The organism is Kribbella sp. NPDC031520 (genome assembly GCF_055580825.1).
Genome location: NZ_JBVIKS010000009.1, coordinates 1 through 12,570, shown reverse-complemented (window position 1 = coordinate 12,570; position 12,570 = coordinate 1). Strand labels below are relative to the sequence as shown.

The 12,570-nt window shown below is 69.1% G+C and carries 12 protein-coding genes; 7 read left to right on the top strand and 5 right to left on the bottom strand.

The window, feature by feature from the left end; all coding sequences use genetic code 11:
- Position 1 precedes the first annotated feature (1 nt).
- Complete coding sequence (locus ACZ5BU_RS35440) at positions 2-1,435, bottom strand: flavin-containing monooxygenase (RefSeq protein WP_465705195.1); 1,434 nt, start codon at positions 1,433-1,435, stop codon at positions 2-4.
- A 115-nt stretch (positions 1,436-1,550) separates the two neighbouring features.
- Between ACZ5BU_RS35440 and ACZ5BU_RS35435 the strand changes: the two genes are divergently transcribed.
- Positions 1,551-1,922, top strand: coding sequence for a YciI family protein (locus ACZ5BU_RS35435; RefSeq protein WP_465705193.1), 372 nt, complete (start codon positions 1,551-1,553; stop codon positions 1,920-1,922).
- Between the two features lie 57 nt (positions 1,923-1,979).
- A complete protein-coding gene (locus ACZ5BU_RS35430) occupies positions 1,980-3,206 on the top strand; it encodes an RNA polymerase sigma factor (protein WP_465705191.1) in 1,227 nt (408 codons plus the stop codon).
- On the opposite strand, the gene ACZ5BU_RS35425 is transcribed toward ACZ5BU_RS35430, so the two are convergent.
- The gene (locus ACZ5BU_RS35425) at positions 3,190-3,612 is read right to left on the bottom strand and encodes a MerR family transcriptional regulator (protein ID WP_465705189.1); all 423 of its coding nucleotides are present in this window, start codon (positions 3,610-3,612) and stop codon (positions 3,190-3,192) included. The two genes, ACZ5BU_RS35430 and ACZ5BU_RS35425, sit on opposite strands and share 17 nt — an antisense overlap.
- Positions 3,613-3,635: 23 nt before the next feature.
- Here ACZ5BU_RS35425 and ACZ5BU_RS35420 point away from each other — a divergent pair, with 23 nt between their 5' ends.
- A complete protein-coding gene (locus tag ACZ5BU_RS35420; protein WP_465705187.1) occupies positions 3,636-5,072 on the top strand; it encodes an MFS transporter in 1,437 nt (478 codons plus the stop codon).
- Here the strand turns inward: ACZ5BU_RS35420 and ACZ5BU_RS35415 are convergent.
- Both ACZ5BU_RS35415 and ACZ5BU_RS35410 read right to left on the bottom strand, forming a co-directional pair.
- The gene (locus ACZ5BU_RS35415) at positions 5,032-5,967 is read right to left on the bottom strand and encodes an RNA polymerase subunit sigma-70 (protein ID WP_465705185.1); all 936 of its coding nucleotides are present in this window, start codon (positions 5,965-5,967) and stop codon (positions 5,032-5,034) included. The genes ACZ5BU_RS35420 and ACZ5BU_RS35415 overlap by 41 nt on opposite strands.
- Before the next feature lie 20 nt (positions 5,968-5,987).
- Complete coding sequence (locus ACZ5BU_RS35410; protein WP_465705183.1) at positions 5,988-6,884, bottom strand: alpha/beta hydrolase; 897 nt, start codon at positions 6,882-6,884, stop codon at positions 5,988-5,990.
- A 76-nt stretch (positions 6,885-6,960) separates the two neighbouring features.
- On the opposite strand from ACZ5BU_RS35410, the gene ACZ5BU_RS35405 reads away from it, so the two are divergent.
- Positions 6,961-7,338 (top strand): DUF4870 domain-containing protein, encoded by a 378-nt coding sequence (locus tag ACZ5BU_RS35405; protein WP_465705181.1) that lies wholly within the window; start codon positions 6,961-6,963, stop codon positions 7,336-7,338.
- A gap of 9 nt (positions 7,339-7,347) precedes the next feature.
- A complete protein-coding gene (locus tag ACZ5BU_RS35400; RefSeq protein ID WP_465705179.1) occupies positions 7,348-8,163 on the top strand; it encodes a phosphotransferase in 816 nt (271 codons plus the stop codon).
- Between the two features lie 234 nt (positions 8,164-8,397).
- On the opposite strand, the gene ACZ5BU_RS35395 is transcribed toward ACZ5BU_RS35400, so the two are convergent.
- Positions 8,398-9,762: a helix-turn-helix transcriptional regulator gene (locus ACZ5BU_RS35395; RefSeq protein ID WP_465705177.1), complete on the bottom strand. Its 1,365-nt coding sequence runs from the start codon at positions 9,760-9,762 to the stop codon at positions 8,398-8,400.
- A 132-nt stretch (positions 9,763-9,894) separates the two neighbouring features.
- Between ACZ5BU_RS35395 and ACZ5BU_RS35390 the strand changes: the two genes are divergently transcribed.
- Together ACZ5BU_RS35390 and ACZ5BU_RS35385 are read left to right on the top strand one after the other, a co-directional pair.
- Positions 9,895-10,605, top strand: a complete 711-nt coding sequence (locus ACZ5BU_RS35390; RefSeq protein ID WP_465705176.1) for a hypothetical protein — start codon at positions 9,895-9,897, stop codon at positions 10,603-10,605.
- 106 nt (positions 10,606-10,711) lie between these two features.
- Positions 10,712-12,570: DUF222 domain-containing protein (locus tag ACZ5BU_RS35385; RefSeq protein ID WP_465705175.1), on the top strand; the 1,859-nt coding region annotated here is incomplete at its 3' end.

Sequence of the window (12,570 nt, the reverse complement as noted above, 5' to 3'; positions counted from 1 at the left end):
TTCAGAAGAACTGCATCACGCCGTCGGTTACGGGGCTGAGGCGGAGGGTCAGGAGGTCTCGGGGGTAGTTCTGGCGGAGGCGCCAGGGGCCGTGGGTGCCTTGGCGGGGGAGGATGTCGGCGGCGCGTTGGATGTAGCCGGAGGTGAGGTCCACGACCGGGCGGCGTGGGGCGTCGTAGGCGTTCGGGTGGATGTCTGCGCGGCAGATGCGGCTGTTCGAGGCTGTCAGGTGGTTGAGCAGGCGGCAGACGTACTGTGAGGTGAGGTCGGAGCGGAGGGTCCACGAGTTGTTGGTGTACCCGATGCACCAGGCGAGGTTCGGTACGCCGTCCAGCATCATGCCCTTGTAGACGAATCGGTCGCCCGGCTTGACGCTCCGGCCGTCGACGGTGAGCTTGATGTTGCCGAGTGCAACCATACGGAGGCCGGTCGCGGTGACCACGAGATCGGCCTCCAGTTCCCGCCCGGAGCGCAGCCGCAAACCCGTCGGCGTGAACCGGTCGATCTGGTCGGTCACCACCGACGCCGACCCGTTCCGCAACGCCTCGAACAGATCGGCGTCCGGGACCAGGCAGAGCCGCTCGTCCCACGGCTTGTACCGGGGCGTGAAGTGCGGATCCACCGGGATCGAGTCCGGTAGTTGCTTCGCCACCGTACTGTTCAGCAACCACGCCGCATGCGCCGGAAACTTCCGGAAGGCGTTGTAGAACAGGGTGCTCATAGCAACGTTCTTCCCGCGGATCACCCGGTGTGCAGCGTTTTCCGGGAGAACCGCGCGGATCCGGTCCGACAGTGCGTCGACGGCCGGGCGGGACGCGACGTAGCTCGGCGAGCGCTGCAGCATCGTCACGTGTTCCGCCGTACCGGCCATCGCCGGCACCAGCGTGACCGCCGTCGCGCCGCTTCCGACCACGACGACCCGCTTGCCGGCGTAGTCCAGGTCGGCCGGCCAGTGCTGCGGGTGGACCACCTGCCCGCCGAACTCGTCCTGCCCGTCGAAGTCGACGACGTGCCCCGAGTCGTAGTCGTAGTACCCGCTGCAGGCGTACAGGAACGAGCACGTGTACGACGTGACCGACGTGTGCACGGTCCACCGCGCGTCCGCGGACGACCACGAGGCGCGGACGACGCGCTCGCCGTACCGGATGTGCTTGTCGATGCCGTACTTCGCCGCGGTCTCCTGCAGGTACGACAGGATCGACGGCCCGTCGGCGATCGCCTTCGCCGCCTTCCAGGGGTGGAACGGGAACCCGAGCGTGAACATGTCCGAGTCCGACCGCACCCCCGGGTACCGGAACAGGTCCCAGGTGCCGCCGAGCGCCTCTCGCGCCTCGAGGATCGCGTATGTACGCTCCGGGCAGCGGGTCTGCAGGCGGTACGCCGCTCCGATCCCGGACAGTCCCGCGCCGACGACCAGAACGTCGTAGTGCTCCATGTACCCCACGGTAATAAAGAATCCGATCCGGCGTTGTCGATTCCGTGTCGTGGCGATCGTCAGCAAGATGTCCAGTAAGAGGCGCCGTAAGAAGCGCTAGACGAGGGAGTCCGACATGGCGCAGTACATGTTCCTGCTGTTCGACAGCGAGGACTGGTACGACAACCTGACCAAGGACGAGTGGAACCAGGCGATGAAGCTGCACGGCGAGTTCGCGGCAGCGGTGGAGAAGGCCGGGGCGAAGATCCTCGGCGGCGAGGCGCTCGAGCGGTCCAGTACGGCGAGCACCGTGAAGAACCGCCAGGGTGCGGAGCCGCTGGTCACCGACGGGCCGTTCATCGAGACCCGCGAGGCGCTCGGCGGGTACTACCTGCTCGAGGCGCGCGACCTCGACCAGGCGCTCGAACTGGCCAAGCTCTGCCCGTCCGCCAACATCGAGGTACGTCCGGTGATGCCGACGTCCGAGGCCGACGCGCCGCCGGCCTGACCAGTCGTCGGGTCGCGGGGGTACGCCGTTGCGTCGGCGTACCCCCGCGGAAGCGGAATGGGGGAGAAGGTGACCGAGGCGGTCGAGGTGACCCGCGTCGTCGACCGGGCACACCGGGAGTGCTGGTCGACGGTGCTGGCGTCGGTGGTGCGGCTGACGCGTGACCTGGATCTGGCGGAGGACTGTACGCAGGACGCCTTCGTACGGGCGCTGCGAACGTGGCCGGACGGGATCCCGGACAATCCGGGCGGGTGGCTGACGACGGTCGCGCGGCGGCTCGCGCTCGATCGGCTGCGGCGGGAGACGAACCTGCGGCGGAAGCTCCCGCTGCTGGTGGAGGAGCCCGGCGAGATCGAACAGCAGACGGATCCGCTGCGGCTGGTATTCACGTGCTGTCACCCGGCGCTGGCGCGGGAGTCGCAGGTGGCGTTGACGCTGCGGCTGATCTGCGGGCTGACGACGCGGGAGGTCGCCGCGGTGCTGCTGATCGGCGAGGCGACGGCCGCGGCGCGGATCACGCGGGCGAAGAAGAAGATCGCGGCAGCGGGCATCCCGTACCGGATCCCGGCGGATCACGAACTGCCGGCGCGGATGGACGTGGTGCTGACGGTCGTACATCTGGTGTATACGGCCGGGTACGTCGCTACCGGGACGGAGCTGACGCGCACGGACCTGACCGGGCGGGCGATCGAGCTGGCGCGTCTTCTGCAGCGGTTGATGCCGGACGAACCGGAGCCGCAGGCGTTGCTCGGGTTGTTGTTGATGACCGAGGCGCGGGGTGACGCGCGGGTCAGTGCTGACGGCGAGCTGGTGTTGCTTGCGGACCAGGACCGGTCGCGGTGGGACGGGAGGTTGCTGGCGGAAGGGGTGTCGCGAGCTACTGCGGCGTTGCAGGGCGGGTCCGGGAGGTTCGCTCTGCAGGCGGCCGTTGCCGGGTTGCACGTGACGGCTCCGTCGTGGGAGAAGACGGACTGGCAACAGGTGGTCCGCATGTACGACGCGATGATGGTGAGCTGGCCTACGCCGATCGTCGCCCTCAACCGGGCAGCCGCCCACAGCTTGGTGCCTGGCGCCGACCTGCAATCCGTTCTCACAGAGCTGGACGCCCTGGCAAAGGAACCAGCGTTGGCGACTTACGCCTACTTACCCGCCACCCGCGCAGACATCCTCACACGCTTGAACCGACCCGCCGACGCCGCCGAGTCCTACCAACAAGCAATTCGCCTGACCGCGAACGAAACCGAACGCCGCTTCCTCACCGCCAGGCTCAGGTCTCTGGGCTAGGTGCCCACAGCCGATCGGCGTCGCCGGCTTCCAGGCGGCCTCGGTACACGTCGATCTTGTGGTCGATGAGTCCCAGGCTTTCCTGGAGTTCGGCCAGCTTCTCCAGGATCTCGGCGCGGTGCGTCTCGAGCAGTTCCAGGCGGTCCTTCTCGTTGCCGCGGCCCGCCGTGACCAGTTCGGCGTACTTGCGGATGATGCGGATCGGCATGCCGGTGGCGCGGAACTTCGTACAGATCTTGATCCAGTCGAGGTCGATCTGGCGGTAGCGGCGGCGGCCGCCGGCGGTGCGGTCGACCGTGGTGACGACCAGGCCGGCGCGTTCGTAGTAGCGAAGAGTGTGGACGCTGACGCCGGTGCGTTCGGCGGCTTCGGCGATGCTGATCCCGCGTTCATTGACTTCGAGCACGCTCTAAATCGTAGCTTCGTTGTATGACCCTCACAACAACTGAGGCCACTGGTCAGACCAGTGTACGGAGGTACCTGGTCCTCACCATCTGCTGTGCGAGCCTGCTGATCTCGGTGATGGACATCTCGATCGTCAACATGGCCCTGCCCGCGATCCGGGACGACCTGAACGCCTCGACCGCCGGCCTGCAGTGGACCGTCGACGCCTACACCCTGGTGCTCGCGAGCTTCCTGATGCTGGCCGGATCGACCGCCGACCGGTACGGCCGGAAGCGGATGTTCCGCCTCGGCCTGATCGTCTTCGGGCTCGGCTCGCTGCTCTGCAGCCTCGCCCCGGGCATCGGCACGCTGATCGCAGCGCGGGCCGTCCAGGCGGTCGGCGGCACGATGCTGAACCCGGTCGCGATGGCGATCGTGGTCGGCGTGTTCCCGGACCGCGCTGAACGGGCCCGCGCGATCGGCATCTTCGGCGCCACCGCGGGCCTCTCGCTGGTCCTCGGCCCGATCCTCGGCGGCGCGCTCGTCGACGGTCTCGGCTGGCGCTCGATCTTCTGGGTGAACCTGCCGATCGTCGTCCTCGCGGTGATCTTCACCAGCCGGTACGTCCCGGAGTCCCGCGCCGCACACGGCCGCCGGTTCGACCCGGTCGGCCAGCTCCTCGTCGTACTGCTCCTCGGCGGCGTCGTCACCGCGATCATCGAGTCCGAAAAGCACGGCTGGGCCGCGCCGCCGATCATCGCGCTGCTCGTGGTCGCCGCGATCGCGGCCGTCGTCCTCATCTGGTACGAACGTCGCCGAGCGGAACCGATGCTCGAACTCCGCCTGTTCCGCAGCATCCCGTTCAGCTCGGCCGTGGTCATCGCGCTGGTCGCGTACAGCGGGTTCGGCGTCTTCCTGTTCGTCACAACGCTCTACCTGCAGAGCGTCCGGCACCTGTCCGCCCTGGACGCCGGCCTGAGCCTGCTCCCGGTCGGCCTGCTGATCTGCGTACTCTCACCACTCACCGGCCGGGTCGTCGGCGTCCGTGGCCCCCGCCTGCCGCTCACCGTCGCGGGTACGGCGCTCGCGCTCGGAGCCGCCGCTTCGCTCACGATCGGGCTGACCACCCCGCTCCCGGTCGTACTCGCGATCTTCCTGCTGTTCGGGGTCTTCCTCGGCACGATCAACCCGCCGATCGCGAACTCCGCGGTGTCGGGCATGCCGACGTCGATGGCCGGCCTGGCGGGCTCGGTCGCCTCGGTCGGCCGTCAGACCGGTACGTCGCTCGGCGTCGCGGTGGCCGGCTCGATCGTCGGCGCAACCGCGACCACCGACCCACACCACTTCGTCCGCGCGGCGCATGCCGTCTGGTGGCCGATGATCGCTGTCGGCCTCGTCGTCGTCGCACTGGCCCTGATCAGCACCAGCCACCGCGCTCGCCTCACCGTCCAGGAGCTCGAGCCGGCATCCCGAAATGCGTGACCAGTGAAGGTGTGCTGAAGACGTGGATGTGGGTGAGTCCGCCGGGAGTCGGTGTGAGTACGGCGATGCCGTACGGCTCGCCCTTGTAGTAGGAGCCGACCGCGGGCTGGCCGTTCGCGATGATCGGGATCATCCGCCAGTCGCCCGGCTCGCCGGCCGCGTCGGACATCACCTTCAGGCAGGTCACCAGGCCGTCGAACCAGGTCGTCGTACCGACCATCTCGAGCGCGGCGTCCGCGCGGAGGGCACGTTCGAGGGCGGCGGTGTCGGCGTTCTCGAAGCCGGCGATGTAGTCGTCGAGCAACGCCTTCGCCGCCGGATCGGTCGGCTCGTAGACCTCGCCCTGCGTCGGCGCCGTCTCGTCGATCCGGGCCCGCGCCCGTTGCAGCGTGCTCTTCACCGCCGCGACCGAGGTGTCGAGCATGGTCGCGACCTCGGCGGCCGGGAACGCTAGCACCTCGCGCAGGATCAGTACGGCGCGCTGCTTCGGCGGCAGGTACTGCAAGGCCGCGATCAGCGCGAGCCGCAAACTCTCGCGCTGCGCCACGATCGCCGCGGGATCGGCAGCCACCAGCGACTCCGCGATCGGCTCGATCCAGCCGATCCCCGCCGGTGCCGGGGCCGGCGTACCGCCCAGTTCGGTGCTTGGGGCAACGATCCCGGAGGGGAGCGCACGCCGGCCGCGCTGTTCGAGCGCGGTCAGGCAGACGTTGGTCGCGATCCGGTACAGCCAGACCCGCACCGACGACCGGCCCTCGAAGTCCGCCCAGGCCCGCCAGGCCCGCAGATACGTCTCCTGGACCGCGTCCTCGGCCTCGTGCACCGACGCGAGCATCCGGTAGCAGTGCGCCAGCAGCTCCTTGCGGAACGGCTCGAGGTCGGCGAATTCGTCCATCTCGACTCCCTGAAGTACGGTCACAGCCCCAGCACCTTCCGTCCCCACTGTCCCATCCGCGCGATCGCATCGTCCGCCTCGGGCGCGCGACCCGCTGCCATCTGGAACGTGTGCTGCATCTCCGGGAACACATCGAGCCGTACGTCGACGCCGGCCTTCTCCGCCGCCTCCGCGAGCAGCCGCGCGTCGTCCAGGAGTACTTCGTCGCCACCGACCTGGATGTAGATCGGCCCGAGCCCGGTCAGGTCGCCGTTCGTCGGGTTCACGAACGGGTCGTGCGGTGAGCCGTCCGGGCCGAGGAACATCCAGGCGAGTCCACGGACGAGGTCGCGGTGGAAGAACAGATCGCGATCGCGGTTGGTGTCGTACGACGCTCCCGTCGCCTCGAAGTCCACCGCCGGCGAGAACGGCACCGCACCGGCGGGCAGCGGCAGACCGATCGAGCGCGCGCGGAGCTGGGTGGTGATCGCCATGCCGCCTCCCACCGAGTCGCCGGCGAAGAGGATGTGCTCAGGGGCGATGCCCTGATCCAGTAGCCAGCGGTAGGTGTCGACGCCGTAGTCGAGCTGGGCCGGATGCGTGTGCTCGGGCGCCATCGGGTAGTCGAAGACCAGAGCCCGGGCGCCGACGGCTCGGGCCAGGTGGGCGAAGAGCTTGCGGTGGGAGTACCGCGATCCGCCGATGTAGCCGCCGCCGTGGAAGCACAGCAGAACTCTGTCGGTGACAGCTTCGTGCGGCACGATCCAGAGCGCCGGCCGGCCGGCGACGGCCAGATAGTCCACATCGGACGGCTCGGTGGTGAGCTCGGCCCAGCGGTGATCGCTCAGCTCTTGATCTCCCTCGCGGGTCTCCTGCTCGGCGGCGGCCTTGGCCGCCGCCCAGTGCCGCCGTACCGCTCCTGACTCCTTGCTTGCCATGGTTGCGTCCTTTCCGTTGCTGTGTTGACCAGCGACTGCCCGGAAAGGAATCGGTGTGTTTCAGTGGAGTATGAGCATGCCGAATTCTGGGCCACCACTGACGGCCTCGGAGGAGCGCACGTGGGCGATGGTCGCGCATGTGGGGGTGTTCGTCGCGGCCTGGTTCGCGATGGGGTTCCTGTGCCCGCTGGCGGTCTGGCTGGCGTTCCGGAACCGGTCGGAGTTCGTCCGGCGGAACGCGGTCGAGTCGCTGAACTTCCAGATCTCGCTGCTGATCTACTCTGCGGTCGCGAGTGTGCTGATCTTCGTGACGTTCGGGCTCGGGGTACTGATCGTCGTACCGCTGCTGGTGATCGGCGCGGTGGCGGCTGTCGTGGTGATCGTGCTGGCGACGATCGCGGCCTCTGATGGGAGGGAGTACTCGTATCCGTTGACGATCCGGCTCGTCCATTAGGGTTCGCGGGTGGAGCTGATCGGGCAGGGGATGGAAGGCGCCGTCTACGACCTGGGGGACGGGACGGTACGGAAGGTCTGGTTCGATCGGCGGCCGGAGGACGTGCTGCCGTTGAAGGCGTTTCTCGACGAGTTGCCGGAGCTGCCGTTCCGGACGCCGCGGATCCGCGAGGTCGATGCCGGGGCGGACGGGTTCGCGGTCAGCGTCGAGGACAAGCTGACCGGGGTACCGCTGCACGAGGCGGGGTTGGCGGAGTCTGTTGCGCTGGACGCCTTCGTCTCGGTGGTGGAGGCATTGCGGTCGACCAGTCCTGGTCCGGCGAGTCAGGCGCTGCCGGTGGTCGGCGAGCCGTTCTGGAAGGGTTCGTGGGGCGAGAGTCTGGCGGCTCTCGTACGACGACGTGCTGCAGCCGCGCGTGTCTTCCTAGAGCGTGACGTGCCTGGTTTTCCGCACCTGCTGGAAGAAGTAGTAGGCGCGTTGAGCGACCTCGGGCCCGGGATGAGCGTTGTGCATGGCGATATCTGCCCGCCGAATGTGTTGATGGAAGGGGATCGCGTTGCGGCGGTGCTGGACTGGGGGTTCTTGTCCACGGCCGGCGACAACACCTTCGAAGCCTCGTTGGCCGCGGGCTTCTTCGACATGTACTCACCGGAGGCGCGGCGGCTGGACGAGCTGCTGACGAACCGATTCGCGGAGCTCGGGCACGACCGAGAGCGGATGCGGTTGTACCGGCATGCCTACGCGATCATCACAGCAACAATCTACGACGAGAACGCCGCCGACGGTCACTACCGATGGTGCGTCACCCAGCTCACGAGGCCCTAGTCCCTCGACCAGGTCTGCCCGCTGGCTATGACCAAACGCTTTCTACGCAAAGGCAGCCGCCCCGGGACATCCACGACAGTTGCCGATCTTCGCCGAACGCAGCAGAAGTTGCCGACGGCAACTTGGTCAACCGCGCGCTGCTAGGCGCTTCGGCTTCGGCGTCTGCGGAGTCGGTGTGATTTTCCGGGACTCCGAGTGGTCTATCGGCTGCCTTCTCCCTGGTGGTGGGTCTCGTCAGCTGCGGTGGTACTCCAGGGCCGCGAGCACGCGGCGGTTCACAGTCGGATCGGCGTGCAGCCCGAGCTTCCGGAAGACGGTGCCGATCAGCGGTTCGACCGTCTTCACACTCAGGTGCAGCTCCTGGCAGATCGCCGCGTTGCTCAGCCCGCGAGCCATGAGCTCGAGCACCTCACGCTCCCGCGGCGTGAGGTGCTCGAGGTGGCCGGCACTCGACTCCCGCCGGACCACTTCGGCCAGCGTGAGCCGGTCCAGGAGCAGGGCCGCCTGGGCGCCGAGGTCCTGCATCATTCGCTCCTCACTGCGCGTGAGAACCGTGACTCCCGGCACGACGAGTGCGCCCACCACCCGGCCGCTCGAACTGACCGGCCACGCGCGCTCGGGAAGCGCGTCCAGCGGACAGGGCGCGGGGTCGATGTCGGTTTCGGGCCAAACGCCCACCGCGTGCAGCGCCGCCTCGTCGCCCATCCACACGGTCGCTCCTGGTGCATCCAGCGCCTCCGCGGCAGTCCGGGCCAGCGCCGTTGGCAGCTCTACCTGTCCCTTGTGCGCGTCCGTGAGCCAGGACAGGGCCCGGTACCGCCCGAGCACGTGGCCGTGGAGGGCTGACCACCCGGCGACCAGCGGGATCAGCGACACCGTGACCAGCCCCGGCGTCGTCGAGCCCACCGCCAGCACGCCGACAGCGAGTACCACGAAGGCGATCGCGACTCCGAGGAGCAGACCGAGGAGCGGTGCGCGGCTGCGGCCCGCGCGCCATCGCACGACAACCGCGACGACCCACGAGATCTGGAGGACGAGGTAGAGCGGATGTGCCAGGACCTGCCAGACGGCCGCAGCCGTTGCGCGTCCTGGCAGGCTGAACGGCGCTGGGCGCATGAGCCCGGCCGACGCCCACTCGACTGGCCACAGTGCCGAGAGCATCGCACAGACCGTAGCGAGCACGCAGGCGACGACGACGGCCGGGCGCCACCGGCGCGAGGGCAGGTGACCCTCCGGGAAACAGACCACGGCGAAGGTCGTCACCAGCATGCCGACGACGATCGGCCAAACACCGAGCCAGCCCAGCCACGAGGCGGCGGTTCCGGTCGCCGTGTGGCCGATCTGGCGACCAGCGAACATGACCGCCTCGACCAGGCCGGCGGCCAGGAAGAGGACGCCCTCCCGGCTGCGCGGCCGCTCGGCCGCGAACCAGGCCCCCACCAAAGAGAGGGTGACGCCGAGGATGCCGTTGTGGATGTTGCTCCACCACAGTCCCCGGGTGAAGCCCACCGCCACCAAGACACACGCGAAGCTCGCAGCGACCAGCGAGAGCATTTCGCGCCGAGCACGGCCTGACAGCTCCGGCGCTGACCTCGTCATGCAGCTGATCGTGACACAAACGACAGCCGCCGTACTCCGGGGAACACCCTGCTTCGCGATTGCAGGGACAACCCCGTACCGGCGAACACGGCCGTCGGCAGATCGTGAAGCCCTCCAACGAAGGGACAAGTCATGATCACCACCCTCGACTCGCCCGCCCGCTCGCGCCGCCGCACCCTGGACGGCCCGACCATCGCCGCCCTGGCCGGCGCCGGGGTGACGTTCAACCTCGGTGGCGCCCTGCACCCCAACGACAGCGGCACCGGCAACAAGGTCACCCAGTTGCATCACATGCTGCTGCAGAGCAGCTGGTACCCCTCGCACCTGGCCCTGCTGGCCTCGTTCGGCCTGTTCACGGTCGCCTTCCTGCGGCTGCAGCGCCGACTGGAGCCGGCGCCGGTCACCCGACGCATCGTCCGCGTGATGGCCGTGGTCTCGGCCCTGACAACAGCCGCGATGGTCCCGCACCTGCTCGCACCTCTGGGCGCCGACTCCATCGCCGATGGGCACTCGAACGCGTTGAGCGTCTTCATGACAATCGACGAGACGCTCGCCGACGCCCCGTGGGCGCTCGGCATCTCACTGCTCGCCCTCGTCGCCGGCGTGACAGGCAACCTCGGCAACCGCGTGACGGCCGTCGTCGGCACGGTCGGAGGCGCCAGCTTCGCCGCCGCAGCTGTCACGATCCCGTTCACAGACGCACTGGACGGGCTCTTCGCGGTCGGCGGTATGGGCGTCACACTTTGGGTCCTCGGCGTCATCGCCGTGGGCGCGTGGCGGCGCATCGGCAACGGCAGACCCCGCGGCCCAAACCCCAAGACCACCGAACCACCGAAGCCCTGACACCAACTGTCACCAATGTCCTGATGCAGAACCCATGTCCTGAGACATCACACGGAGCCGGGATCAAGCGTTTGGATTCTTCGAACAGATGTTCTATTGTTAACGCATGTCAGCTTCGACGACCGCCGTGAACTCGGGTACGCAGCTAGCCCCCCGGCCGGCCGCCGCTGACCACGCCGCTGACCACGCCGCTGACCACGCCGCTGACCACGCCGCTGACCACGCCGCTGACCACGCCGCTGACCACGCCGCTGACCACGCCGCTGTGCCGACCCCGCCGGACGACGCCTACGACATCGACGACATCCGCGGCGCCGAAGGCCCGTTCGTCCTGCGGTCTCTAGACGAGGACCTGTTCGATGAGGATGTGTGGGATCCGGATCGGCATGAGGAGTTGCCGGCGATGTCGCGGGTCGATGCGTTGGAGTGGGAGTTGTGGGCCGGTGTCGAACAAGACGAGGCCGAACGGCAGATGCTGCGGCTGAAGGCGCCGGCCTGGGTGTTCCTGCCGCCCGGCGCGGAACTGGCCGCGGCCCTGGAGTTGCTGCGCCCGCAGTGCGAGTCACCGATCGCGCTGATCGAGGCCATGAAGGCCGCCGCCCGGATGGAAGCCTGGGCCGCCGCGATCAAGACCGCCGCGATGGCCTCGTTCGCCCGGCAACGCAAAGCCCAACTCAGCGACATCCCGCGCCCCACCCAGCTCGACAACACCGGCCGCCCGATCGACCCCGAACGCTCCTGGACCGCCGAAATCGGCGCCGCGCTGCACCTGGCCGAACCCACCGCGTCCCGCCACCTCGACACCGCCCTGCACCTGACCGGCACCCTGACCGCCACCCACACCGCCCTGCGCTGCGGCGCCCTCACCTGGTCCAAAGCCCTGGCCATCTCCGAAGCCACCCGCGCCCTGCCGGCCGCCGCCGCCCACGCCGTCGAGGCCCACGTGCTGCGCCGAGCCCCCGGCCAAACCCACAAAAACCTGGCCACCGCGCTGCGCCGCCAGGTCGCCAAACACTCCACCCGCGACGACGCCGACCGGCACCGCGACGCCGTCGCCGACCGCACCTGCAAAATCGTCCCCCTGGCCGACGGCATGGCCGGCCTGTGGGTCGTCCACACCGCCGACAAAATCCAGCAAATGTGGATCGTCATCCAAGCCATCGCCAACCTCACCAAACGAGGCACCCCCACCCCAGACCCCGCCCCAGACCCCGCCCCGGACCCCGCCCCGGACCCGGCCCCAACCCGAGCCTCCACCCCAGACCCGGCCCCGGACGGGGCCCGGGACTCCGCCCCGGACCCGACCCCGGACGCCTCCAGACAATCGACGAGCGACCCCAACCTGGGCTCGCCCCGGGACTCAACCTCCGGCTCCACCCACAACCCCACCTCGGCCGGCGAACCGGTCAGCAACTCGCCCAGCGCACCGGGTAGTGAACCCGTCGACAGTCCCCGCAGCACGCCGGCCTCGCGCACCAACCGCACGAACCCCACCACCGGCGGCACCACTCACACCACCGGCACCACCGGCACGGTCGACATCGTCGGTTCTGGCGTACCCGCCGGCGAATCGGTGGCGGCGGGAGCTGCCGCGCCCGCCGGAGCTGCGGCGTGGGCAGGAGCTGCCGGAGCTGCCGCGGAGTTCGGGGTCGAGGGACGGATCGACGGTGCGTCGTCAGGGGCTGCCGCGCCCGCCGAAGGTGCCGCGTCGGCAGGGGCTGCCGGGCCCGCCGGAGCTGCCGGGCCTGCCGGGACTGCCGGGTCGGCAAGAGCTGCGGCGCCCGCCGGGGCGGTGAAGGACGAGCGGATCGCGCCGCAGCGGCGGGCGGACGCGGTAGCCGACCTGTTCGAACACATGCTGCACAACGGCCTGGACTGGCTCGGCCGCCGGCTGCCCGACCAGCACCGCAGACGACCACACATCGAGGTCCTCGTCCCGATCACCACCCTGCTCGGCATCGACGA

Excerpts from the sequence above, each read along its gene's own strand:
- ACZ5BU_RS35390 (WP_465705176.1), top strand. The coding sequence starts at position 9,895 with ATGATCACCACCCTCGACTCGCCCGCCCGCTCGCGCCGCCGCACCCTG.
- ACZ5BU_RS35435 (WP_465705193.1), top strand. The coding sequence starts at position 1,551 with ATGGCGCAGTACATGTTCCTGCTGTTCGACAGCGAGGACTGGTACGAC.
- ACZ5BU_RS35420 (WP_465705187.1), top strand. The coding sequence starts at position 3,636 with ATGACCCTCACAACAACTGAGGCCACTGGTCAGACCAGTGTACGGAGG.
- ACZ5BU_RS35430 (WP_465705191.1), top strand. The coding sequence starts at position 1,980 with ATGGGGGAGAAGGTGACCGAGGCGGTCGAGGTGACCCGCGTCGTCGAC.
- ACZ5BU_RS35440 (WP_465705195.1), bottom strand. The coding sequence starts at position 1,435 with ATGGAGCACTACGACGTTCTGGTCGTCGGCGCGGGACTGTCCGGGATC.
- ACZ5BU_RS35395 (WP_465705177.1), bottom strand. The coding sequence starts at position 9,762 with ATGACGAGGTCAGCGCCGGAGCTGTCAGGCCGTGCTCGGCGCGAAATG.
- ACZ5BU_RS35415 (WP_465705185.1), bottom strand. The coding sequence starts at position 5,967 with ATGGACGAATTCGCCGACCTCGAGCCGTTCCGCAAGGAGCTGCTGGCG.
- ACZ5BU_RS35410 (WP_465705183.1), bottom strand. The coding sequence starts at position 6,884 with ATGGCAAGCAAGGAGTCAGGAGCGGTACGGCGGCACTGGGCGGCGGCC.
- ACZ5BU_RS35405 (WP_465705181.1), top strand. The coding sequence starts at position 6,961 with ATGCCGAATTCTGGGCCACCACTGACGGCCTCGGAGGAGCGCACGTGG.